Origin of the sequence: Streptomyces sp. JH34 (assembly GCF_029428875.1) — a bacterium.
Taxonomy (GTDB): Bacteria; Actinomycetota; Actinomycetes; order Streptomycetales; family Streptomycetaceae; genus Streptomyces.
Window position 1 is genome coordinate 3,562,432 of sequence record NZ_JAJSOO010000001.1, and the last position, 23,786, is coordinate 3,586,217.

The 23,786-nt window shown below is 71.8% G+C and carries 19 protein-coding genes and 3 tRNA genes; 13 read left to right on the forward strand and 9 right to left on the reverse strand.

What is annotated here, in order from left to right; translation table 11 throughout:
• Window positions 1–78: 78 nt before the first annotated feature.
• Both LWJ43_RS15830 and LWJ43_RS15835 read right to left on the reverse strand, forming a co-directional pair.
• A tRNA-Arg gene (locus LWJ43_RS15830) sits at window positions 79–151 on the reverse strand.
• A gap of 205 nt (window positions 152–356) precedes the next feature.
• Window positions 357–447, reverse strand: a tRNA-Ser gene (locus tag LWJ43_RS15835).
• Between the two features lie 516 nt (window positions 448–963).
• On the opposite strand from LWJ43_RS15835, the gene LWJ43_RS15840 reads away from it, so the two are divergent.
• Window positions 964–1,431, forward strand: coding sequence for an SSI family serine proteinase inhibitor (locus LWJ43_RS15840; RefSeq protein WP_277332887.1), 468 nt, complete (start codon window positions 964–966; stop codon window positions 1,429–1,431).
• A 344-nt stretch (window positions 1,432–1,775) separates the two neighbouring features.
• On the forward strand, window positions 1,776–5,867 hold the full coding sequence (locus tag LWJ43_RS15845) for a response regulator (RefSeq protein ID WP_277332888.1): 4,092 nt from the start codon (window positions 1,776–1,778) through the stop codon (window positions 5,865–5,867).
• Between the two features lie 131 nt (window positions 5,868–5,998).
• Here LWJ43_RS15845 and LWJ43_RS15850 read toward each other — a convergent pair whose 3' ends face one another.
• The 3 genes from LWJ43_RS15850 to LWJ43_RS15860 form a co-directional block, all read right to left on the reverse strand.
• Window positions 5,999–7,645, reverse strand: coding sequence for a long-chain fatty acid--CoA ligase (locus tag LWJ43_RS15850; RefSeq protein WP_277332889.1), 1,647 nt, complete (start codon window positions 7,643–7,645; stop codon window positions 5,999–6,001).
• A 166-nt stretch (window positions 7,646–7,811) separates the two neighbouring features.
• Window positions 7,812–8,366, reverse strand: coding sequence for a SigE family RNA polymerase sigma factor (locus LWJ43_RS15855; protein WP_277332890.1), 555 nt, complete (start codon window positions 8,364–8,366; stop codon window positions 7,812–7,814).
• A 213-nt stretch (window positions 8,367–8,579) separates the two neighbouring features.
• Complete coding sequence (locus tag LWJ43_RS15860; protein ID WP_277332891.1) at window positions 8,580–8,897, reverse strand: hypothetical protein; 318 nt, start codon at window positions 8,895–8,897, stop codon at window positions 8,580–8,582.
• 250 nt (window positions 8,898–9,147) lie between these two features.
• Here LWJ43_RS15860 and LWJ43_RS15865 point away from each other — a divergent pair, with 250 nt between their 5' ends.
• Together LWJ43_RS15865 and LWJ43_RS15870 are read left to right on the forward strand one after the other, a co-directional pair.
• Complete coding sequence (locus LWJ43_RS15865) at window positions 9,148–10,041, forward strand: bifunctional DNA primase/polymerase (protein ID WP_277332892.1); 894 nt, start codon at window positions 9,148–9,150, stop codon at window positions 10,039–10,041.
• 234 nt (window positions 10,042–10,275) lie between these two features.
• Complete coding sequence (locus tag LWJ43_RS15870; protein ID WP_277332893.1) at window positions 10,276–10,479, forward strand: hypothetical protein; 204 nt, start codon at window positions 10,276–10,278, stop codon at window positions 10,477–10,479.
• 119 nt (window positions 10,480–10,598) lie between these two features.
• Here LWJ43_RS15870 and LWJ43_RS15875 read toward each other — a convergent pair.
• A tRNA-Ser gene (locus tag LWJ43_RS15875) sits at window positions 10,599–10,683 on the reverse strand.
• 61 nt (window positions 10,684–10,744) lie between these two features.
• Entirely contained in the window at window positions 10,745–12,235 is a 1,491-nt protein-coding gene (locus tag LWJ43_RS15880; protein WP_277332894.1) for a S1C family serine protease, read from the reverse strand.
• A 197-nt stretch (window positions 12,236–12,432) separates the two neighbouring features.
• Here LWJ43_RS15880 and LWJ43_RS15885 point away from each other — a divergent pair, with 197 nt between their 5' ends.
• The 3 genes from LWJ43_RS15885 to LWJ43_RS15895 all read left to right on the forward strand — a co-directional run bounded on the left by LWJ43_RS15885 (window position 12,433) and on the right by LWJ43_RS15895 (window position 15,078).
• The gene (locus LWJ43_RS15885) at window positions 12,433–13,260 is read left to right on the forward strand and encodes a glycerophosphodiester phosphodiesterase family protein (RefSeq protein ID WP_277332895.1); all 828 of its coding nucleotides are present in this window, start codon (window positions 12,433–12,435) and stop codon (window positions 13,258–13,260) included.
• A gap of 140 nt (window positions 13,261–13,400) precedes the next feature.
• Window positions 13,401–14,000: an ATP-binding protein gene (locus tag LWJ43_RS15890; RefSeq protein WP_277332896.1), complete on the forward strand. Its 600-nt coding sequence runs from the start codon at window positions 13,401–13,403 to the stop codon at window positions 13,998–14,000.
• A 112-nt stretch (window positions 14,001–14,112) separates the two neighbouring features.
• Window positions 14,113–15,078 (forward strand): DUF5926 family protein, encoded by a 966-nt coding sequence (locus tag LWJ43_RS15895; RefSeq protein ID WP_277332897.1) that lies wholly within the window; start codon window positions 14,113–14,115, stop codon window positions 15,076–15,078.
• 751 nt (window positions 15,079–15,829) lie between these two features.
• Here LWJ43_RS15895 and LWJ43_RS15900 read toward each other — a convergent pair.
• The gene (locus tag LWJ43_RS15900; protein ID WP_277332898.1) at window positions 15,830–16,513 is read right to left on the reverse strand and encodes a bifunctional DNA primase/polymerase; all 684 of its coding nucleotides are present in this window, start codon (window positions 16,511–16,513) and stop codon (window positions 15,830–15,832) included.
• Between the two features lie 695 nt (window positions 16,514–17,208).
• Here LWJ43_RS15900 and LWJ43_RS15905 point away from each other — a divergent pair.
• Window positions 17,209–18,537, forward strand: a complete 1,329-nt coding sequence (locus tag LWJ43_RS15905; RefSeq protein WP_277332899.1) for a PP2C family protein-serine/threonine phosphatase — start codon at window positions 17,209–17,211, stop codon at window positions 18,535–18,537.
• Window positions 18,538–18,634: 97 nt separating this feature from the next.
• Window positions 18,635–20,098 carry an aminopeptidase P family protein gene (locus LWJ43_RS15910; protein WP_277332900.1) on the forward strand — a complete coding sequence of 488 codons (1,464 nt, stop codon included), beginning with the start codon at window positions 18,635–18,637 and terminating at the stop codon, window positions 20,096–20,098.
• Between the two features lie 52 nt (window positions 20,099–20,150).
• Here LWJ43_RS15910 and LWJ43_RS15915 read toward each other — a convergent pair whose 3' ends face one another.
• Window positions 20,151–20,723 carry an ATP-binding protein gene (locus LWJ43_RS15915; protein WP_277332901.1) on the reverse strand — a complete coding sequence of 191 codons (573 nt, stop codon included), beginning with the start codon at window positions 20,721–20,723 and terminating at the stop codon, window positions 20,151–20,153.
• Between the two features lie 260 nt (window positions 20,724–20,983).
• Here LWJ43_RS15915 and LWJ43_RS15920 point away from each other — a divergent pair, with 260 nt between their 5' ends.
• The 4 genes from LWJ43_RS15920 to LWJ43_RS15935 all read left to right on the forward strand — a co-directional run bounded on the left by LWJ43_RS15920 (window position 20,984) and on the right by LWJ43_RS15935 (window position 23,783).
• Entirely contained in the window at window positions 20,984–21,802 is an 819-nt protein-coding gene (locus tag LWJ43_RS15920; RefSeq protein ID WP_277332902.1) for a hypothetical protein, read from the forward strand.
• A 104-nt stretch (window positions 21,803–21,906) separates the two neighbouring features.
• Complete coding sequence (locus LWJ43_RS15925; RefSeq protein WP_277332903.1) at window positions 21,907–22,635, forward strand: YcnI family copper-binding membrane protein; 729 nt, start codon at window positions 21,907–21,909, stop codon at window positions 22,633–22,635.
• A gap of 48 nt (window positions 22,636–22,683) precedes the next feature.
• The gene (locus LWJ43_RS15930) at window positions 22,684–23,340 is read left to right on the forward strand and encodes an SCO family protein (RefSeq protein WP_277332905.1); all 657 of its coding nucleotides are present in this window, start codon (window positions 22,684–22,686) and stop codon (window positions 23,338–23,340) included.
• Window positions 23,337–23,783 (forward strand): copper chaperone PCu(A)C, encoded by a 447-nt coding sequence (locus tag LWJ43_RS15935; protein WP_277332906.1) that lies wholly within the window; start codon window positions 23,337–23,339, stop codon window positions 23,781–23,783. The genes LWJ43_RS15930 and LWJ43_RS15935 overlap by 4 nt, the downstream gene beginning before the upstream one ends.
• The last annotated feature ends 3 nt before the right edge of the window (window positions 23,784–23,786 follow it).

Genomic DNA, 23,786 nt, shown 5'->3' on the forward strand with positions numbered 1-23,786 from the left:
CACAGCCGTCGAGACACAACCGGCCCCGACACACGACAGAGGCCCCCAGGATCTCTCCTGAGGGCCTCTGGCCTGCTGTGCACTCGGCAGGATTCGAACCTGCAACCTTCTGATCCGTAGTCAGATGCTCTATCCGTTAAGCTACGAGTGCCTGTCCTCGGCCTGAGCCTCGGTCCCGCTTTCCGGTTTTTTTCTCCCCGGTCGGCGTTGCGAGAACAACATTACATGACCTGCGCCGTGACGCGAAATCCATTAGCCGCACCCGCCCTGAACTGCGGAAACGCTCTTTTGAGGCAGGTTTCCAGACGTGGGGACGACCGAAGCCCCGTGCCTGGGGCACGGGGCTTCGGGTTCTGCGGAGGCGGAGGGATTTGAACCCTCGATGGGCTTTAAGACCCAAACCGCATTAGCAGTGCGGCGCCATAGACCGGACTAGGCGACGCCTCCAGCACACCCCACGCGAGCGCGGGTGGTGCGTGCAGATGATGACACAGACGAGCGCGGTGTCACCAATCGCCGCCCACGGTACTAGGCAGGTGGGCGGCGAGGCAAAGCGCCCTGCGGCGGTTGTCCACCCGGGTCAGCGGGACTCTGCCGGCCGGCGGTCCCCCTCGTGGCCCGGTCACGGCATGGCACCCCTCGTCGCCCGGTCACGCCTGGCATCCCTCGTAGCCCCATCAGCATCCCCCTCCCGCTCCCCGGCGAGGCGAGATCCTCGTCGTACCGCGTGAGGTCCTCTCGTGCCCGGCCACATCGCCCGGGCGGCCGGTCGGGTTCTCCGGGGCGCCTCTTCCGGTCGGCCCCCCATGAGTTGCGCAACGTGCGGGCGTAAGGAGCGTTAGAGAGTACGAGGGCTCCGCCCTCCGTCCGTCACCCCCCGTGTGCCCGGCGGGCGCCACCACCCGGCGCTCCGCCCGAGCAGGCAGGCGCGCTCCACGGCGCGCCGGAGCAACAGGAGCCCGCATGCTGCGCCGTATCGCCCTCACCGCCGTCGTGTCCCTCGCCGCGCTGTCCGCCGTCGTGCCCGCCGCCACCGCCTCCCCTCTTGTACCGCTGCCTCCGCTCCCCCTGCTCCAGGGCGACTGGCCGACGGCGCAGGACACGGAGACCCGGCTGACGGTCACGGTCTCGCAGTCCGGCGATCCGTCGGCCGACGGGGTCTTCGAGCTGGAGTGCGGCCCGGCGGGCGGCAGCCACCCCGACGCGCAGCACGCCTGCGACCTGCTGGACGAGGCCGCGGAGGCGGGGGACAACCCGTTCGTGGCCACGGACCGCAACGCCATGTGCACCCAGCAGGCCGGCGGGCCCGCCGCGGCCCGGGTACAGGGCATCTGGCAGGGGGAGGACGTCGACGCGCGCTTCAGCCGGGCCAACGGCTGCGAGATCGCGCGCTGGAACAACCTCGTGCCGGTGCTGCCCTCCGCGCGGTAGCCGGTTCGGCGGGGCGTGCGCCGGGAGTTCGGCCGGGGTGGACGGCGCGCGCAGGGGCGCGCGCACGCCGCCGCCTGAGGGCCTCGGGCGCACGTTCCAGGGTTGGTTGGGGCGGAGTACCGACTCTCCTCCGAGCACATCGGGGCACGTCAGAGGGGGCGCTCACGGTCACACCACGGACCACCGGCGTACACCGTGTGCACAGAACCTTGGTGAGAGCTCCCCCTCATCCGCCGCCCGTCGCGCGCTCCTGCCTTTAGACTCGTCCAGTGACAGCCTGAGGCCCGAGGGGCAGGATGGGGCCCGCTGTCGGCAAGGTGCGGTATTCAGGGAGGAAGCGTCTCGTGAGCAGCAGGCCATCCCGAGGCGCTGCTCGCCTCGCAGCCATACTCGACGCCCTCCCGGACGGGCTCCTGCTCGTCAACTGCAACGGCACGGTCGTCAACGCCAACACCATCGCCCTCGAGATGTTCGAGACCCCGGGCACCGCGCTCGTGGGGCGCGGACTGCTCGATCTGCTTCCGGAGTTCGACTCCAGGCTGATCCCGGGGTCGATGCGGAGGCCCGACGCTGTGGACGAGCAGGGCAGGACCAAGCCGACGCGGATGACCGCGCGCCGGACCGACGGCACCGAGTACCCCGTCGAGGTCACCAGCGCCCCCTTGGACAGCGGCCAGGCCGGCTACAACGACATCCACTCCAGCTACACCGGTGACGAGCTGCTCATGCTCGTCGTCCGGGACCTCTCCGGCACCGTCGACACCGAGGCCGAACTGGCCCGTTCGCAGCGGCAGACGGAAATGATCCTGCGGGCCGCCTCCGAAGGCGTCGTGGGCACGGACACGGACGGCAGGGTCGTCCTGGTCAATCCCGCCGCCGCCCAGATCCTCGGCTTCCGCGCCAGCGACCTCGGCGGCCAGGAACTCCACCCGCTGATCCTGCACTCGCGTGCGGAGGGCGGCCCGTTCCCGTACGACGAGTCGCCGCTCGCCGACACCCTCAGGTCCGGCCGCAAGCACCGGGTGCGCGGCCAGGTCCTCTGGTCCAAGAGCGGTGCCCAGGTGCCGGTGGACCTGACGACCGCCCCGGTGCGGGACGGGGACCAGCTGGTCGGCGCCGTCATGACGTTCACCGACCGCAGGCCCTACGAGGAGCTGGCCCAGCAGCACACCGACGAGGTCTCCGGGCTGACCGAACGGCACACCGACGAGGTCTCCGGCCTCACCGAACGGCATGCGGCCGAGATCGCCGAGCTCACCGGGAAGCACCGGGCCGAAGTCGAGGCGCTCACCGAGCAGCACGCCGCCGAGGCCGCCGACCGGACCGAGCGGTACGCCTCCGAACTGGAGGAGCAGGCGGAGCGTCTCGCGAGCCTCGGCGACCGGCACACCCAACTGACGGCCGTGCTGGGCGAGTCCCTGCGCGGGCCGCTGGAGGAGCTGCGGGGCGAACTCTCGGCCCTGGCGGCGGACCCGGCCGGCCAGCTCTGGCCCGAGGCCAACCAGATCCTGCACCACCTCGCCGCCGGCTACGCGCGCATGACCACGCTCGTCGACAACGTGCTGAGCTACCAGCGGCTGGACACCGGCACGGAGGAACTCGTCAAGCAGACGGTGCTGCTCGACGCCGTGGTGACCGCGGGCATCGACGGGGCGGTCGAGCTGATCGGTCCCGGACGAGCCCAGTTCGCGGTGCACGCGCCGCCGATCGAGGCCGAGGTCGACGCCGGCCGGCTGGTCACGGCCCTCGCGCACCTCGTCGCCGACGTGGCCGGTGTCGACTCGACGGGCAAGGCCCGGCAGGTGCCGGGCGGCGGTTACGTCGACTCCACGGTCGTCGTGGCCGCGGCGCAGCGCGGTGAGGTCGTACGCATCGAGGTGCGCGGGCCGTTCGCCGGGGGCGACCCGGTGCACGTGCCGATCGTGCGCGGCATCGTCCGCGCGCACGGCGGTGTGCTGCAGACGCACGAGATGCCGGGGATGAGCGGCAGCGCGTACGTCCTCGAGGTGCCGCTCGGCACGGGTGCCGGGACCATCACGCCCGAGCCGCTCCCGGTGCAACAGGAGACACCCGTACCCGAGCCCGCGCCGCAGCCCACGCAGGGCGGCCGGCGCCGGGCGCGCAGGGCTTCGACGGACGCGTTCCTGGACAGCCCGGCCGACGGAGGGGCGGCGGCCCCGGAGTCCGGTGACACGGCGGCCGCGGAGCCGACCGGCCGACGCAGGGCGCGTCGTGGGTCGGCGGACCCGCAGGAGCAGCAGGACCAGGAACACGGCATGACCGCGCATCGGCCGAGTGAGGGTTCCGGTCGCAGGCGCGGCCGGCCCAGCCCTGCGGAGGCGGGTGCGGAGCCCCCGGCCGAGCAGCCCCGCCAGGCGCTGGCTCTCCCGGCGGCTGCCTCCGCCCCCTCCGAGGGGTCCGTGGTCACGGCGGCCGAGGGCGCGCAGGGAGGTGCCGGCCGACCGCAGCTCGGACCGACGGTGCCGCCCCAGGGCGTCCCGCAGAACCCCTCCGGCCGGACAGGACGTCAGGGCGGGGCCCAGCCCGCACTGCCCGCCCTCCCCTCTGCCGGGACCCCGGGGCAGGAACATCCACGCCCGGAGCCGCAGGGACAGCAGCCCGCAGGGCGGCGGGCCCGCCGGGCCCTCGCCGCCGCGCAGGAACGCGCCACCGCCGCCGAGCCCTCGGGTCCTCGTACCGCGTTCGCCCTGCCGCCCGCCGCGGCGGACCGGATCCCGCCGACGGCTCCCGGCTCGCCCGTCGTGGCACCGCCCGCCGCCGTCGCCGCCCCGGCCTCGCCCGCCCCTGGGCCGGTGCCCGCGGCCAGGCCGCAGCCGGTCCCTTCGAGTGCTGAGCAGGCCCCGGCCGGGGACGGCCCGCTGCCCGAGCGCCACGACGCCGTACGCACCGCTCCGGAGGCGGACCACACCCCGCCACTGCCGCACCCCGCGCCGTCCGGCCGCCGGAGGGCACGGCCCGCGGAGGCTCCGGAGCGGGTGGCCCGGCCGGGCCACCCCGTTCCCGGGCAGCCGCTGCCCGCCGTTCCCCCGCAGCCCGACTGGGCGCAGGACGGCGCCCCGGTGCCGGGTGCCCTCGCGTCGGGGCACGAGGACGACGTGGACCCGGCAGGTGACGAGCCCTGGGCGGTTCCCGGCAGCACCACGCACACCACGGGAACCATCGCCGCCCCCGCCGCTCCCGTGCCCGCGCCGCAACCCGAAACTCACCCGGCCGACGACGACGCCCCCGCGCCCGTCCCGGACGCGCGGCGCCAGCCGCTGCCCGCCGAGGCCCCCATGGAGGCTTCCCCGGATTCGACGCAGGGCCGTGCGTTCAGCGTGCGGACGCTGGGGCAGGGCGTGCCCTTCGCGCAGCACCTCGCGCATCAGCAGAACCAGACGCTCGGCGGTGCCGGGCGGCGCCGCAAGCTCGCCGCTCCGCCCGACGCCGAGCGGCCGGCCCCGCCCGCCATGGCCCCCGTGCCGCCCCAGCCCGCCCCGGCACCTGTTCCGCCGCAGCCCGTCGGCGCGCAGGGCAGCACCGTGCAGGGTTCCGGCACCGGCCGTCTCATGTCCGCGCCCGCTTCCGAGGGGCGCGCGTACGCGATCGGGGCCCCCGACGAGGGCGCTGAGGGACCGGAGCCGCTGGACGGCCCCGGTGGCGCCGTCGAGGTGGCCAACCGCCCGCAGCCGCAGCCCGCGGACGACGAACTGCCCCCGGAGCCGCTGGACAACCCGCGCCGGCTTCTCGTGTGGCCCGCCCCGGACGTCTCCACCCAGCAGGCGCTCAGCGACCGCGGCTACCGTCCGGTGATCGTGCACTCCCGGGAGGAGGTCGACGCGCAGATCGCGGCGTTCCCCGCCGCCCTGTTCGTCGACCCTCTGACCGGGCCGATCACCCGCACCGCGCTGCAGTCACTGCGTCAGGCGGCCGTGGCCGCGGAGGTCCCGGTGCTGGTGACGGCCGGTCTGGGGCAGGCGACCAGGGAAGCGGCGTACGGCGCCGACCCGGCCGTGCTGCTCAAGGCGCTCGCCCCGCGCGACAGCGACCAGCACCCGCCGAGGGTCCTGGTCATCGAGGAGCACGAGGAGATCGCGCTGGCGCTCACGGAGACGCTGGAGCGCCGCGGCATGCAGGTCGCCCGGGCGTCGGGCGACAGCGAGGCGGTCGACCTCGCCACCCGGATGCGGCCGAACCTGGTGGTGATGGACCTGATGCAGGTACGCCGCCGACGTGCCGGGATCATCGACTGGCTCCGCGCGAACGGCGCCCTGAACCACACGCCGCTGGTCGTCTACACCTCGGCCGGCATGGAGGAGGCGGACCTGCCGAGGCTCACCTCCGGTGAGACGGTGCTCTTCCTCGCCGAGCGCTCCACGAGCGACGAGGTGCAGGCACGGATCGTGGACCTGCTGGCGAAGATAGGGACGAACTGACGCCGTCCGTCCTCCGACGCACACGACGCGGGCAGCGCGGTGCCACGCGGCACACACCACGACGCACGACGAGGGCGGTACGGGAAGATCCGTACCGCCCTCGTCGTGCGTCGTGGCGCCGGGCCGCCGGCTCAGAGCTGGGTGATGTCCAGCTCCCCGTCGGCGTACTGCCTGCGGATCACCTTCTTGTCGAACTTGCCCACGCTCGTCTTCGGCACCGCCGGGATGATCGTCCAGCGTTCGGGCAGCTGCCACTTGGCGACGGACCGGGCGAGGAAGGTCCTGAGCGCCGCGTAGTCGGCGGTGGCGCCCTCCTTGAGGACGACCGTCGCGAGGGGCCGCTCGCCCCACTTCTCGTCGGGCACCGCGACGACCGCGGCCTCGGCCACGTCCGGGTGGGCCATGAGGGCGTTCTCCAGGTCGACGCTGGAGATCCACTCGCCACCGGACTTGATGACGTCCTTGGCCCGGTCGGTGAGTGTGAGGTACCCGTCCGTGCTGATCACTCCGACGTCGCCGGTCTTCAGCCAGCCGTCCTCGCTGAACTTGTCCTCGGGCCGCAGGTCCTCGCCGTCCGCACCGCCGTAGTACGCGCCGGCGATCCAGGCGCCCCGCACCTCCAGCTCGCCCGCGGACTCGCCGTCCCACGGCAGGTGTTCGCCCCCGGGGCCGACCAGACGCGCCTCCACACCGGCCGGGAACCGGCCCTGGGTGATGCGATAGGGCCACTCCTGCTCGTCGGTCAGTCCGGCGGGCGGGTTGGACATGGTGCCCAGCGGCGACGTCTCCGTCATGCCCCAGGCGTGGCAGAGGCGCACGCCGAGCTTGTCGTACGCCTCCATCAGGGAAGGCGGACAGGCGGCGCCGCCGATGGTGACGCTGGCCATGGAGGAGAGGTCACGCGGCTTGGCGGTGACCTCGGCGAGCAGCCCCTGCCAGATGGTGGGGACGGCCGCGGCGTGCGTCGGACGCTCCCGCTCGATCATCTCGGCGAGCGGGGCCGGCTGCAGGAAACGGTCGGGCATCAGCATGTTGACGCCGGTCATGAACGTCGCGTGCGGCAGCCCCCATGCGTTCACATGGAACTGGGGCACGACGACCAGCGTCGTGTCCTTGTCGGTCAGCCCCATCGACTCGGCCATGTTGACCTGCATGGAGTGCAGGTAGATGGAGCGGTGGGAGTAGACGACGCCCTTGGGGTCCCCCGTGGTCCCGGAGGTGTAGCACATGGCCGCCGCCTGGCGTTCGTCCAGCTCGGGCCAGGCGTAGGAGGTGGGACGGCCGGCGATCAGTTCCTCGTACTCGTGCACCGTGGGCGCCAGGCCGTCGAGTACGGAGCGGTCGCCGGGGCCTGACACGACCACGTGCTCGACGGAGGGCAGGTGGGGGAGCAGCGGTGCGAGCAGCGGCAGCAGCGAACCGTTGGCGAGGACGACCTTGTCGTCGGCGTGGTTGACGATCCAGACCAGCTGCTCGGCCGGAAGCCGCAGGTTCAGGGTGTGCAGCACGGCGCCCATCGAGGGGATCGCCAGATACGCCTCGACGTGCTCGGCGTTGTTCCACATGAGGGTCGCGACTCGCTGGTCGCCGTCGACACCCAGCTCGTCACGCAGGGCGTGCGCGAGTTGTGAGGCGCGGGCCCCGATGTCGGCGAAACTGCGCCGGTGCGGCTCCGGCTCGCCGGTCCAGGTCGTCACCTGCGACTTCCCGTGAATGGTCATCCCATGGGTCAGGATGCGGGTCACAGTCAGCGGTACGTCCTGCATCGTGCTCAGCACGGCGTCCTCCCGGTGGGCGCTACGCGGCGGTAAGAGTGCGCTGATTCTGCTCACATACCAAGCGGTATGTCACTACTTCCGGGAGTACGAATCGGTGTCGTCCGGCAGAAGGAAGGCCAGGACGGGCTCCGGGAGGACCGTGGATCACCCGCACCGCCGGCACCGGTCACCGGACCGGGCTGAGCTCCGGATCCTCGCGGAGCTTCCCGAGCGCCCGGGACACGGCGCTCTTGACCGTACCGACGGACACGCCCATCACCTCGGCCGTCTGCGCCTCACTGAGGTCCTCGTAGTACCTCAGGACGACCATGGCCCGCTGCCGGTCCGGGAGCTTGAGCACGGCACGCCACATCGCGTCGTGCAGCGACTGCTGCTCGGCCGGGTCGGGGGCGGGCGCAGCCTCCTTCTCGGGCAGCTCCTCGCAGGCGAACTCGTCGACCTTGCGCTTGCGCCACTGCGAGGTCCGGGTGTTCACCAGGGCCCGTCTGACGTACCCGTCGAGCGCCCGGTGGTCCTCGATCCGCTCCCAGGCGACGTACGTCTTGGTCAGGGCGGTCTGCAGCAGGTCCTCGGCGTCACTCGGGTTCGCGGTGAGGGAACGCGCGGTGCGCAGCAGTACGGGGCCCCTGGCGCGCACGTACGACGAGAACGACGGGTAGCGGCGGTGTCCGGCGGAGGCAGCGGCCGCCCTGGAGGCGCCGGTGCAGACTGGCGTGGTCATATCTCCACGCTAGGAGCGGGCGCGGACGAGGGGATCGGCCCCAGGTCCCGAAGCCGCGTCCGCCTCAGGTTGTAGGGGGCGGGCGGGCCCCACCTCCTGAAGGTGGAGGGGCGGCGCACCCCCCTCAGGGTCCCACCCCGGGGCGGGCGCTCCCTGCGCCGGCGTGGACGGCCCGCGCGACAGCGGTGGTTACGCCGCCGCACGGGCCCCCGGTCAGTTCACCCAGAGCGGCGTGAAGATCACGTACACGTTGTAGGTGGACTGATCGATGTAGGCGAAGGGCGACTGGCTCACCTGGACGGTGTTGCTGTGGTTGGACGCACCGGCGCCGACGGCCTGCTGCTGCGATGTGGATGAGTTGCCGGAGTTGTCCCCGCCGACGCCGCCGGACCCGATGGTCGCCACCCCCGCGTTCGATCCGCCACTCGCGAACGCACCGTTGTCGGCTGCGGCGACTCCCCCGAACAGGGCTGCGGCCAGAGGCAGAGCGGCGACGGCGGCGAGGGCGCGAGCGGTACGGATGCTTGCCATGTCAATTCCTCCAGGAACCGGAAATGCGGCTTGATACAGCTGGTTCCGAAGCAGTTGGCCGACCGCTCCGGTACTGGTCACGACGTCGCGGGTGCAGAACTGCCCACCACATCCGACGCGAACCGCCCGTGACACGCAATTCCCCCGCACGTATGAGAACCACCCGGCAAACCTCCCGCGAGAGTGACCGTGGCGCCGCGACCGGCCCACCCCCCTTCCCTTCTTCGAACGCATGTACGAAAATGACTCCATGGCCACCACTGACCGGCAGACCGCCACCCTGGCCCTGGCCCATGCGCTCTCCGCCGCCGAGCGCGGGCTCCCCGTCTTCCCGCTGTCCGCCACCAAGCTCCCCGCACTGCGCTCACCGCACCGGGACGAGGACCCTCCTGTCCGCTGCCGGGGTGCCTGCGGACTTCCTGGCCACGGGGTCCACGACGCCACCACCGACCCGGCCGCCGTCCGCGCGCTCTTCGCGGCGGCGCCCAGGGCCACCGGGTACGGCATCGCCTGTGGACGGCAGCCGTACCGCCTGATCGGCATCGACCTCGACATCGACACCACGCACGGCAACGACTCCGTGGCCGCACTGCAACAGCTGGCCCTCCAGCACCTGTTCACCATCCCGCCCACCGTCACCGTGCTCACTCCCAGCGGCGGGCGGCACCTCTGGCTGACGGGGCCGTCCGGGGTCTCCGTGCCCAACTCCGCGGGTCGGCTCGCTCCCGGCATCGACGTACGCGGAGCGGGCGGCTACCTCGTCGGCCCCGGCTCGGTCACGACCCACGGCAGGTACCGGCTCGCCCCGGGCACGGCACACCTGGCACCGGCCCCCTGCCCACGGGCCCTCCTGCGCCTGCTCACACCGCCGCCACGCCCCCGCCGCTCCGCCACCGGCCCGGCATTCTCCGGACAGCAGGCCCAGCAGGGACAGGGCCTGGTCCAGTTCGTACGCGCGGCGCACGAGGGCCAGCGCAACACCCGGCTGTTCTGGGCGGCCTGCCGCGCGTACGAACACGGCTTCGGCGACGACCTCGCCGAAGCCCTCACCGAGGCGGCGATCGCCACCGGCCTCACCCAGCAGGAGGCCCGCGCCGCGATCGCCTCGGCCGCACGCCTGACCACCCAGCGGCCGAACCCCTGAGAGGAGAGCTCCTCGTTGCCGGTCCCTGGGGCCGCGAGGAGCACATCGGCCATGCACGGCTCCCCCTGCCCTCGCCCTCACGAGGTCATCGGCGGACGGGACGGGAGCTGGGGAGAGTGGTCGGTCGAGGGGGAGCATGCCGCCATGACGGATGAACCGAGACGCCCCCTCGGCGAGCTTCGGCAGGGCGGGACAGTCCAAGCAACGATCACTGGTCACGAGCCATGGGGCCTCATGGCAGAGCTCAACAAGTACGAGCCCGTGGGTGCCTCGCTGGACGCGGTTCGCCGCAGAAGCGAGCCGGGAGTGAAGCGACTCGTGCAGGACCTGCCGCCCGTGGGGGCGACCGTCGCCCTGGTCATAGGCAAGGTGCGCGACTGGGACCACAGGCCGTGGACATGGGTTGACCCCACGGCGCCCAGTCCCGTCGAAGGCTGACCGTGCCCCCGGCGCGCCCGATCGAGCGGGGAACACCGGGGAACGACGGTCACTCGCGGACCGCGCGTAAAGCGAAGGCCCCCGACCAGTGTTGCTGGTCAGGGGCCTTCAACCTGCTGCGGTGGGTGTGGGATTTGAACCCACGGTGACTCGCGCCACGACGGTTTTCAAGACCGTTCCCTTAGGCCGCTCGGGCAACCCACCCCGCGTCGTCGCCGCGCCCCGGATGCCGGGGGCGGCTCGATGCGTGGAACAGCCTAGCCGGTCAGCTGTCGCCCTTGCGCTCGCCCAGGGTGAGTTCGGCCGTCGCCGTCCTGCCGTCGCGCTTGTAGGTGAGCGTGACCTGGTCGCCCGGCTTGTGGGTCCAGATCTCGCCGATCAGCGTCGGCCCGCTCTCGACCGCCGTGTCGTTGAACTTGGTGATCACGTCGCCGGCCTTCAGCCCGGCCTTGGCCGCGGGGCCGTCCGGGGTGACCGCCGGGGTGCCGCCCGCGCCCTCGTCCGAGATGACGGCGCCGCCGGTCTTCTCCTCCATCGTCACGGTCGCGCCGATCACCGGGTAGACGGGCTGGCCCGTCTTGATCAGTTGCTCGGCGACGTTCTTGGCCTGGTTGACCGGGATGGCGAAGCCGAGGCCGATGGAACCGGCCTGGGACTGGCCGACGCCACCTCCGCTGGTGGACTGGATGGCGGAGTTGATGCCGATGACCGCACCGCCCGCATCCAGGAGCGGCCCGCCCGAGTTGCCCGGGTTGATGGAGGCGTCGGTCTGCAGGGCGCTCATGTACGAGTTCTTGTTGCTGGAGCCGTCGCCGGAGGCCACCGGACGGTTCTTCGCGCTGATGATGCCGGTGGTGACCGTGTTGGAGAGGCCGAACGGGGCTCCGATCGCGATGGTGGAATCGCCCACCGCGACCTTGTCGGAGTCCCCCAGGGCCAGCGGGGTCAGTCCGTCCGGGGCGTTCTTCAGCTTCAGCACGGCCACGTCGTAGCCCTGGGCCCGGCCGATCACCTCGGCGTCGTACTTCTTGCCGTTCGAGAACGTCGCGGTCAGCTGACCGCTGTCCGCCGCGGAGGCCACCACGTGGTTGTTCGTGAGGATGTGGCCCTCCTTGTCGTACACGAAACCGGTGCCCGTGCCGCCCTCGCCGTCGCCGGACTTCGCGTCGATGGTGACCACGCTGGGCAGGGCGCTCGCCGCCACGCCCGCGACCGTGCCGGCCTCGCGCTTGAAGTCCTTCGGGCTGTTGGAGGCCGCGACCGTGGTCGACCCCGAGGAGCCGGAGCCGCTGCTGTCGGCGGCCCAGTAACCGAGAGCTCCGCCGACGCCGCCGGCGACCAGCGCGGCCACCGCCACCGCGGCGACCAGGCCGCCCGCGCGGCGCTTACGCGGCCGCTCGGGCTCCGAGGGCACCGGAGCTCCCCAGGCCGGGGGGCTGCCGCCGTCGGCGTACGAGGGGACGGCGGGCGGGGGCGGCGGCCAGGCGGCCGAATCGGCCGGGGGCTGCTGAGGGGACGGCGGCGCGTACGGGTACTGCTCGTGCGCGGTGGTGGACGGGCCGGCGCCCTCGTGGTGCGTCGCGCCGGGGATCTGGGTCGTCGGTGCGTCCGCGGGTGCGGCAGGCGGGGCCTGCGGCGCGGGCGGGGCTCCCTGCGGGGTGCCTTCGGGAGCGGCAGCCGGCACGGGAGGTGCGGACGGAACAGACGGCGCGGCCGGAACCGCGTTGCCCTCGTTGCCCTCGTTCTCGGTGCTCACAGCTCTTTACTCCTCGGTTCCACTCGGCATTCGGCAAGAGATCCGCTGTGCACGTGTCTGCAGTCAGCTTTTCCCACAGCACGTCAGACCACTGTAAGCAGGACCTGTGCATCCGCACACCAATCTTTACATCAGGCAAAACGGTCGTACGCAACAAGGTGTCGGCGGCCGACGCGTCTCGGTGACACGATGACGCGGTGACCGACGCACGCCTACCCTCACCACAGCCTCCCATCCAGGTCATCGCCCACCGCGGGGCCTCGGACGACGCCCCCGAGCACACGCTGGCCGCGTACCGGAAGGCCATCGAGGACGGTGCGGACGCCCTGGAGTGCGATGTCCGCCTCACCGCCGACGGGCATCTCGTCTGTGTGCACGACCGCCGGGTGAACCGCACGTCCAACGGCCGCGGCGCCGTCTCCGCACTGGAGCTGGCCGACCTCGCCGCCCTCGACTTCGGCTCCTGGAAGGACCACGAGGAGTCCCCTGACTGGGACCCCGTGCCGGGTGAGCTCACGTCCGTGCTCACCCTGGAACGCCTCCTCGAACTGACCCACGACGTCCGCGCCACCGGCCGGCCGATCCAGCTGGCCATCGAGACCAAGCACCCCACACGCTGGGCGGGACAGGTCGAGGAACGGCTGCTCCATCTGCTCAAGCGGTTCGGCCTGGACACACCCACCGCGGAGGGACCGCCGCCCGTGCGCGTCATGAGCTTCTCCGCCCGGTCCCTGTACCGCGTACGGGCCGCCGCACCCGCCCTTCCCACCGTGTTCCTGATGCAGTTCGTCTCACCGAGGCTGCGCGACGGACGGCTCCCCGCGGGGGCCCGGATCGCGGGTCCGGGGATGCGGATCGTACGCAACAACCCGGGCTACATCGAACGGCTGCACCGGGCGGGACACCAGGTGCACGTCTGGACGGTGAACGAGCCGGAGGACGTGGACCTGTGCATGCGCCTGGGCGTGGAAGCGATCATCACGAACCGCCCGAAACAGGTGCTGTCGCAACTTGGTCGTTCTTAACATCAGTTACAGGGGGTGCACCGGCGCATTCACTCCGCAATCGATCGTTACGAGTGCATCACTGACACAGGTGTGTCCGGTTTCCGGCGCAGTCCAGGAGGGCATCCAATCCGTGGCGTGGGGCAAAGGAGGTCTCGGGGGTGGCGTTTGTGGTGGCACAGGAAGTGCCGACGTCGTCGAGCATGGCCGTACCCCATGGCCCTGCGGGCGTGGGTCAGGCGCGGCACCGTATGCGTGAGCAACTGCGCAGCAACGGAGTCTCGGACACCGTGGTCGACGACGCTGTACTGATCCTTTCCGAACTGCTCAGCAACGCCTGCCGGCACGGCAGGCCGCTGGGCAAGCACACGGAGATGGGCGACGGCGACATCCGCGCCGCGTGGCGCGTGGACCGACGTGGCGACCTGACCGTCGAGGTCACGGACGGCGGCGGGCCGACCAGGCCGGTCCCCTCCACACCGTCGGTCACGGCGCGCGGCGGACGCGGACTGAACATCATCAGCGCCCTGGCCCAGAAGTGGGGGGTGCGGGACGACACGGTCGGCGAGGTCACCGTCTGGGCCCTGGTCTCCTCGGGCCGGCACGGACACGGCGGCTTCCCGACGGCGGCCCCGGGTCCCGCGAGGCCCTCCCGCCGTGGGCGACCAGGGCTGGACGGGCTGCACGGCATGAGCGGTTTCGGCTCGCTCGACGGTCTGGAGCTCGCCGACGTTCTCGACGCCTTCGACGACGCGGGCTGAGAGCGGCGGACGCGCGTTGCCGCGGGTGCCGCGGCAGGAGTGCCCCGACGACGACGGGGGCGGCTAGGCTCGCGCCCGAGACCGCACTGTCGCAATCGGGAGAACGCCCACCATGGCCAAGAAGCGCCCTCAGTCCAAGGCCGGGAAGCCGCAGCTCAAGGACGGTGAAATCCCGGTCGTAGGAGCTCGTGAGCCCTGCCCGTGCGGTTCGGGCCGCCGTTACAAGGCATGTCACGGACGCGCCGCCGCCCAGGCCGTGACCGAACTGGTCCAGCGTCCCTTCGAGGGAATCGCAGGGGAGTGCGACTGGATCGCGCTGCGCGAGCTGGTCCCCGCCGCCACCGTCGAGCTGACGCTGAAGGGCGGTCTTCCCGAGGGCGTGCCGTCCGTGTCGCTCGCCACGGTGCTGCCGATGGCCTGGCCGGCGCTCCGCCGGGACGACGGCTCGGTCCTGCTCGCGCTGCAGAACGACACCTCGTCCGGCGACCTCAGCCGTGATCTCGCGGACACGCTGCAGCGCGCCCTGGAGGCCGAGCCCGGTTCGCCGGTGGCCGCCCGCCGGGTACCCGCCGACGGCCCGCGCCTGCAGGACGTCCTCGACCCCGACGCCGCGTTCGAGCCCGCCGTGCACTCCGGCTTCGAATTCTGGGTCCCCGACGCGGAGAACGCCACGGCGGAGGTGTCCGCCTCCCTGGAGCGCGCCAACGCGGCGGCCATCCCGACCACCCGGCTCGCCGGAGTGGACGCGGCCTACTGGTGCGAGACGCCGGAGAAGAACCACCTGCGCTGGGTGATGCCTCACCCCGAGGAGCAGCTGCTCGACGCCTTGGCCCGGCTGCACGCGGCGGGGACCTCCTCGCTCGGCGAGGGGACCCGCCTGGTGGGGTCCTTCCGCGCCCACGGGCTGATGGTCCCGGTGTGGGACCTGCCGAGCGCGATGGGTGCCGAGGAGTGCGAGAAGCCCGCGGCGCAGTTCGCGGAGCGGCTCGTCGAGGCCCTCGCCTCGGACGTTCCGCTGACGGGCGAGGAGCGCCGTGCACGTGGTGGGCTCACCAACCGACAAGTGACGCTCAGCTGACAGTGACGAGAGCCGGGAAGTGACGGTGACTCCCGTCACAACTCCCCGTACCCGTCGGTAAATCGCTGTCCGAATAGGCGAGATCGAATTTGCTAACGGCAGATCTCTTGTTACGGTTCTGGAAGTCCGGTCGCTGGTGCATCCCCCGTCGCCAGCGGCCGGGCGTCTGCGTTTCCGGGACCGGACGGCTGGGGCGCACGCCGGGGCACTCGGCATACCGGCGGGCCTGCGCGTGCACCCTGCCCCGCGTCGGCCCCGCCCCTCGCGCAACCGTCCCGTCCCAGGTCCACGCGTGACGACCGCCGGGCCCCGGGCTGATCGCGCACTCCGCGCCATGGACTGCGCACCGCGCACCCCTCGCTCGTACCGGCGTTCGCTTTCGGACAGAAACCCGGTCTCCTTGCCGGCCCCGCGAATGAGCCCCCGGTACGGGAGAAACATTCACAACGGCGGCACCGCAGGCACCGTTTCCCCTTGCACCGAGTGAAGCGTGGCGGCGCTGCCGCACCCGACGACCCCGTTTCGTCAAATGCGCGAATAGCTGTCAGAAAGTCTGCGAGCTCCCGCTTTACGGGATATGCAATTACACGGAAGGCCCGCCCCATCCGTTCGGTCACGCGTACGAGTCGCGCCACCCGTTCGGTCACCCGGACGGGCCGCACCACCCGTTCGGTCACGCGGAACGGGGCGGCACCGTGCCCCCTGCGGGGGTGAGCCGCCCGCTGTTCCCGCGTCGGTGATCCCTGACCGCTCAGTACGTGAGCCGACTGCCGCCGTCCGGCGCGCTGTTGCTCGCCTCGACGAGCGCGTCCAGGACGGATTCCACATCCGGGAGCCACGGCACGGCGTTCCCGGCCTCCGGCGCGCGCTCCCAGCGCACCTGCCCCGCACCCACCTCGGACGGAGGCAGGACGAGGTAGCCGCCCTCCCCGTGGAACCGCAGCGAGCTGGGCACCCGGTCCTTGGCGTGCAGCATTTCGCCCAGGCGTTCCAGGGTGTAGGGGGCGACAAGCAGCGACCACCTGGTGGGCGTCGCCACCACGGGGCCGAGCCGCAGCCCCATGCCGTCGAGGGCGGTCAGCGCCACGGCGCCCGCGACGGCCGGCAGGCTCAGCGCGCAGGGTGCCTGACCACCGGTGGCCAGGACGACGGGGGCGCTGGGCCGGTTGGTCCACCACCAGCGCACCATGCGGGCGTCGGTGGTCGCCGCGAGGAGCCCTGGATCGAAGGGGTGCGCGCCGGGTACGGCGCACTCGGGGTCGGGACAGGCACAGCCGCGGCCGCGTTCGCCGCGTACGGCTCCCGTCGCCAGCCCTGCTCCGGGGAGCACGGGCCACTTCCAAGCGGTGGCACAGATCAGCGCCGCGTCGAGCTGGGCGGAACTTCCCTTGCGCCGGGGCCGTCGCCTGCGTCGCCTTCCGAGGATCTCGCGCATGAGCGCTCGTTCCTTTCCGTTGAACGCCGAGGTCCACATCGCACCACGCGTTCGTTACACCACGTGTGCGTCTCTTCGCTGTGCGCGCTCGCTCATCGGGACTGCGGTACGGACGGTTGGTCGGTGCCGAGCGTGAACCGAGCAGAGCAGAGTGGAACCGAACAGAATGGAGCTGATCCGAGTCGAACCGGGTTGAGCCGAGCCGAGTCCAGTCAGTACATCGCGCGGTCGGCGTGCGCATCGCGCGTGCCGTCCCTTGTGCAACCCCGCGACTCGGGGGTGGGCGGGCAGCCGTCATGTATGTGGACGCCCGGGCTCGCTGTCGGGTTCCGGGGCGGTCGCAACCACCCCTGGCCATCCACGATTACGTACCCAGCATGCCCGGGATGACGCTCCCTCCGGCATTTCACCCCGAGGGTGCCCCTGTCAAGCGCCCCCAGTCGACCGCAAAAAGCGGCCCGGGGGTGCATTTTTCAGCCAAGTTAACCGTCTCATGGACACCGTGAACACCGGAAGGACAATGCTGGACATCGCCTTACTTTTGCGTGTACATGTGGGGGCGTCTACATGTGGTTGCACCGATAGCGGCGCAGCACGACATGGGGGTTTGCCATGCTATTGGACAAAACACACCGGTCGGAAAGCCGACTACCGTGAGCGCCCCCCATCCCCCGAAAGTGGCTGGAATCGATTCCATGGTTCCCGTTTCAACGCACACTGCCGCACCTCTGGAAGGGGCGACCGCAGCACCGGGCGCCTTCATCCAGGACCGGCTGGCCGGGTGGGTGTCCGACCTCACCACACTGCACGAACTCACCGAACGACTGGCCGGGACCAGCACGCTGGACAGCGCCCTCCGAGAACTCCTGAGCGCCGGGGCGGCCCTCGTGGGAGCCGGCCGGGGACTCCTCGTCCTGGAACCCTCCGACGGCGGCGGGCCCTCCCGCACGATCGGACTCGGCCTCGCCCACTCCGAACTGGGCCACATCGAGACGGTGCCACGCGGCGCCACCGCGTACGGCCGGTTCCTCGACGGCCTCCCGGATACCGACGGCCCCCTGGCCAGCCCCGACATCCTCGGCGACACCGGCCTCGACCCCCGCTGCCGCGAGGTCGCGGCCCGCCTCGGGTACGCCGCCTCCTACACGCAGCCCCTCACCACCGGGGCCACGGGCCGGCTGGGCGCGGCGGTCTGGCTGTACGACGAACCCGCCGAGCCGCTGGAGCGCCAGTGCCATCTCGTCGGGGTGTACGCCCGCTACGCCGCCGAACACCTGGCCCGCCTCCTCGAGCTGGAGCGCGCCAGGGCGGATGCCGCCGCGATCGCCGAGGAGCTCCTCCCCGGCAGACTGCCCCGGGTTCCCGGAGTGCGTCTGGCCGCCCGCCATCTGTCCGCGCCAGGGGGCGGCGGCGACTGGTACGACGCGCTGTCCCTCCCGGACGACGCCCTCGGCCTGGCCGTCGGCTCGGTCGGCGGCTCGGGGCCGTCAGCCCTGGCGGCCATGGGCCGCCTCCGCGCCGGCCTGCGCGCCTACGCCGTGATGGAGGGCGAGGACCCCGTCGCCGTGCTCTCCGACCTCGAGCTGCTGCTGCGGCTGACGGAACCGGCCGCCTCGGCGACCGCCCTCTACGCGTACTGCGAACCGGACCGGCGCACGATCCTGCTCGCCGGCGCCGGGCACACCCCGCCGCTGGTGACCGGCGACCGGCGCACCGAGTTCGTGGAGACGACGCTCTCCGCACCCCTGGGCATGCTGTCCTGCTGGGAGGCGCCCAGCGTGGAGTTCACACCCCTCCCCGGCGAGACGGTGCTGTTCTACACCGACGGGCTGCTGCGCCGTACCGGCGACAGCACGGACCGGGCCTTCGCGCGGCTGCACTCGGCAGCGGCCGGTGTGCCGAAGGTCCTGCGCCAGGATCCCGGAGCCGTCGCGGACCACGTCCTGCAGGTCGTCCTGCCCGACGGCCGGGACCGGAGCGGCGGCACGGAGGACGTCGCTCTGCTGGCCGTGCGCTTCGACTGACGCGGCTCGCTGCAGGTAAGAGGTCTTCCCGCACTGGGCCCCCTTCCGTACGCCCGTACGATGGGGATGGTCCAGTGTCGTACAAGGAGGACAAAACGTGTCTGAGGAGCTCGCCCCGGAGACCCCGGAAACAGCAGAAGCAGAGCCGATCAAGCAGCGGAAGAACGGCCTGTACCCGGGCATTTCCGATGAGCTCGCCGAGAACATGAAGTCCGGCTGGGCCGACACCGAGCTGCACGGCCTGGAGCCGGTCGCCCAGGCCTCGTACACCGCCGCCCGCCGCGCCGCGCTCTCCGCGCGCTTCCCCGGCGAGCGGCTCGTCGTCCCCGCGGGCAACCTGAAGACCCGCTCCAACGACACCGAGTACGCCTTCCGCGCCTCCACCGAGTACGCGTACCTCACCGGCGACCGGACCCAGGACGGCGTCCTGGTCCTGGAGCCGGCGGACGGCGGACACGAGGCGACCATCTACCTGCTGCCCCGCTCGGACCGCGAGAACGGCGAGTTCTGGCTCGACGGGCAGGGCGAGCTCTGGGTCGGCCGCCGCCACTCCCTCACCGAGGCCGAGCAGCTGCTCGGCATCCCGGCGAAGGACGTCCGCGAGCTCCCCGCCGCGCTGGCCGAGGCCACCGGTCCGGTGCGCAACGTCCGCGGGCACGACGCGGGTGTCGAAGCCGCCCTCACCGACAAGGTCACCGCGGAGCGTGACGAGGAACTGCGCGTCTTCCTCTCGGAGGCCCGCCTGGTCAAGGACGCCTTCGAGATCGCCGAGTTGCAGAAGGCCTGCGACGCCACGGCGCGCGGCTTCGAGGACGTCGTGAAGGTCCTCGACCGGGCCGAGGCCACGAGCGAGCGCTACATCGAGGGCACCTTCTTCCTGCGTGCCCGCGTCGACGGCAACGACATCGGCTACGGCTCGATCTGCGCGGCCGGCCCGCACGCCACCACGCTGCACTGGGTCCGCAACGACGGCGCGGTCCGCTCCGGTGAACTCCTGCTCCTCGACGCGGGGGTGGAGACCGACGAGTACTACACCGCCGACGTGACCCGGACGCTGCCCATCAACGGCACGTTCTCGCCGCTGCAGCGGAAGATCTACGACGCGGTCTACGAGGCCCAGGAGGCGGGCATCGCCGCGGTGAAGCCCGGCGGCGAATTCCGCGACTTCCACGACGCCGCCCAGCGCGTCCTCGCCGAGAAGCTGGTCGAGTGGGGCCTGCTGGGCGACCTGTCCGTGGAGAAGGTCCTGGAGCTGGGTCTGCAGCGCCGCTGGACGCTGCACGGCACCGGCCACATGCTCGGCATGGACGTCCACGACTGCGCCGCCGCGCGGACGGAGTCGTACGTCAACGGCACCCTGGAGCCCGGGGTCTGCCTCACCGTCGAGCCCGGGCTGTACTTCCAGGCCGACGACCTGACCGTGCCCGAGGAGTACCGCGGCATCGGCGTGCGCATCGAGGACGACATCCTCGTGACCGAGGACGGCAACCGGAACCTGTCCGCCGCGCTGCCGCGCCGGTCCGACGACGTCGAGGCCTGGATGGCCCGGCTCAAGGGCTGACACGGCCGGCGCGGACGACCCGCGCTCCCCGTTCGGCGGGAGGGCGCGCTGCTCAGGACACCATGAGCAGCGCGCCCTCCCGCCATTTCAGGACCTTGTCGAAGCTCACCACCGCGCCGCGTCCCGGCCGGTTGCCGAAGTGCACGTGGTCGGCGAGTTCCTCGATCAGGCAGAGCCCACGACCGCTCTCGGCCGTGGCCGGAGGATGCGTCGCGGACGCGCGCGAAGGGTCGCCCGTCGGATGCGGGCCGGACGCCTGCGGATCCGGCGGACACCCGGCGGATGACCGTGCGGCGGTGCGAAGCGCGCGCCGGGACGGGAACCCGGGCCCGGAGTCGGCGACTTCGATACGGCACTTCTCGCCGTCCAGATACGCCGTCACCCGGTACTGTCCGCAGGGCCGCCCGGAGTGCCTGCCACCGACGGGGGCGAGGTCCGCGCCCGTCTCCCCCTGGTCCCCGCCGTGTTCGACGGCGTTCGCACAGGCTTCGCTGAGTGCGACCGAGAGGTCGTAGGAGATGTCCGGATCCACGCCCGCCGTCTCCATCGTGCCGAGCAGGAAACGCCGGGCGAGCGGAACGCTCGCAGCTTCGCGCCGCAAATGGAGTGACCACCACATGCTCATGCTCCAGCCTCCTGGCTGCGGCTCGACATACCGATACGTATTGCCGCGATGAGCGCGTCGTAAGCACGGATCCGGCGTGACAGCGCTCATTCGGCGGATGCGGATATTCCGCTCGCCGGTGTATGACGTGCTCTGATCACGGCCGAGAAGCACGCATGAACAGGTGCAACACACCCTGATCACTCCCCGATGGGGACGGATGCCGACCTTCCGGACCTGCCGTACGGAGACCGGGTGCCCAGTGGGATGATGACTCGGCCATGTCTATGCCTGTCGCACGCGCCGGAGCCGGTATGCGGCTTTTGAGGACCGCGGTGTTCACCGCGGTCTGCGTCGTGCTCGCCTCCGCCGGACATGGCCTCGCAGCGGGCGTGAGCGTGCCCGGCCGGAGTCTGCTGGCCGGCTTCGCCGGAGTCTTCGCCGCCGCCGCGCTCCTCGCCGGGCGTGAGCGCACCCTCCTGTCGATCACCGCCGCCCTCGCGGCCGGGCAGATCGCCCTGCACGTCCTCTTCGGGCTCGGGCGTCACGCGACGGCCGCCGCGACGGGGCCGGGGGACGACGCGCTGATCCGCTTCGCGGCCGGGCTGGTGTGCGGTGCCGGACCGGCGCAGCTGAGCGCCGGTGAGGCGCACCGCATCGTGACCACCGCGGGTCTGGACCCCGCGACGGTGGCCCAGGGACACACCCACCTCGGAGCGGAGGCGGCGGCCGGCGCGGCCGACCCGACGCTCCTGGCCACGGTCATGTCCGGCCTGCCCGGCCTGCCCATGTTCCTGGGGCACCTGCTCGCCGCGGTCGCCACCGGCTGGCTGCTGCGACGCGGCGAGATCGCGCTCTTCCGGCTGGCCAGGCTCTCGGCGCAGGGCGGACGGCAGCTCGCGGCCGGGGCCCGGCTGCGCGCGCTGCGGGCGGCGATGGCACTCGTACGCGCACTGCGTGCGGGACTTCCCGGGCGGCCCACGACCGGGCCGCGTGTATCCCGCAGCGCCGTCGACGCTTCCCTGCCGGCCACCGGGGACCCCCTTCAGCACATGGTGATCAGGCGCGGCCCGCCGCCCGTATACGTACGCGCAGCCTGACGCGACCCCTCCGCCGGGATTCCGGTCATGAGGTGGTCGTGATGCCGTCGCGCCTCCGCGCGCCGGACCACCTCTTCCTCATGCCTTGTGGAGTGATCCCTGCCATGAACGTTTCCCGCATCGCCCTCGCCGGCGGCGTCGCCGCGTCGACCGTCCTGCTGCTCGCCGGCACCGCCTCCGCGCACGTCAGCGTGCAGCCGCAGGGCGAGGCCGCCAAGGGCGGTTACGCCACCGTCAACTTCAAGGTCCCCAACGAGCGCGACGACGCCTCCACCGTCAAGCTCGAGGTCACTTTCCCGACCGACCACCCGCTGGCATCCGTCAGCCCGCAGCCGGTGGCCGGCTGGAAGATCGACGTCACCAGGAGCAAGCTGGCCAAGCCGCTCGAGGTACACGGGAAGAAGATCAACGAGGCGGTCTCCAAGGTCACCTGGACCGCGGACGCCAAGGGGATCGAGCCCGGCTTCTTCCAGCAGTTCCCGCTCTCGGTCGGGCAGCTGCCCGAGGACACCGACCAGATGGTCTTCAAGGCGCTCCAGACGTACAGCGACAAGGAAGTCGTCCGCTGGATCGAGGAGCCCACCGAGGGCGGCGAGGAGCCCGAGAGCCCCGCCCCCGTCCTGGCGCTGACCGCCCCGGCGGCCGACGCGCACGGTGCTGCCGCCGACGACGACAAGAGCGGCGAGGCGGCCGAGGAGACGACGGCGTCCTCGGACGACGCCTCTTCGTCGAACAGCGACAGCACCGCCCGTGTCCTGGGCGTCGTCGGCATCGTCGTGGGCGTCGCCGGGGTCGCGTTCGGTGTCCTCGCCGGCCGCCGCCGCAACGCCTGATCCCTCCGGCACCCCCAACCCGTCACCACAGATCAGGAACTCAGCTCCATGTACAGCAAGAAGACGGTGCTGGCCGCGGCGTTCGCCGCCGTGGCCGCACTGACCCTGTCGGCCTGCGGCAGCGAAGGGGGCTCGGCGGACGGTTCGGTCGCCGAGGTCTCCTCCGGGACCGGGTCCGATCCCGCGACCGTGCTCGACCAGCCGTTCACCAAACCCGATCTCGTCCTCACCGACACGCACGGCGAGAAGTACGACCTGCGCGAGCAGACCAAGGGCAAGCCCACCCTGATCTACTTCGGCTACACCAACTGCCCCGACGTCTGCCCGCTGACCATGAGCAACATCGCCGTCGCCAAGCGCGCCCTGCCCGAGGCGGACCGGGAGAAGCTCCAGGTCGTCTTCGTCACGACGGACCCAGAGCGGGACACCCCGGCGTCGCTGGGCAGCTGGCTCAAGGCCCAGGACCCCGGCTTCACCGGCCTCACCGGCGACTTCCCGGCCATCCAGGCGGGGGCGCGGCAGATCGGCATCGGCATCGATCCGCCGAAGAAGGAGAAGGACGGCACGGTCGTCTCGATGCACGGGGCCCAAGTCATCGCGTTCTCCCCCAGGACGGACAAGGGCTACGTGCTCTACAGCGAGGACACCACCGCCGAGGACTACACAGAGGACCTCCCGAAGCTCGTCAAGGGGGAGACCCCGTGAACCGCCGCACGGCCGTCGCCGGCGCCCTGGCCCTCACCACCGGCCTGGCGCTGACGGCGTGTTCCTCCGACAGCGTGCCGCAGCTCGAGGTGACCGGCGCCTTCATGCCGCAGCCCGTCAGCGACATGGCGGCCGGTTTCCTCCTCGTGAAGAACAGCGGTGAGACCACCGACCGGCTGACGTCGGTGACCAGCTCGCTGTCGGACAACGTCTCCATCCACGAGACGAAGAACAACACGATGCGGATGGTGACGTCGTTCGAGGTGCCCGCCGGTGGCGAGCTCGACCTCGAACGCGGCGGAAACCACATCATGTTCACGGAGCTGAAGCAGCGGCCCAAGCGGGGAGAGACGGTCTCCGTGGAGCTGCACTTCGAGAAGGCCGACCCCATCACGGTCGACATCCCCGTGAAGGAGACCACCTACAACCCGAAGAAGCAGTGAGGT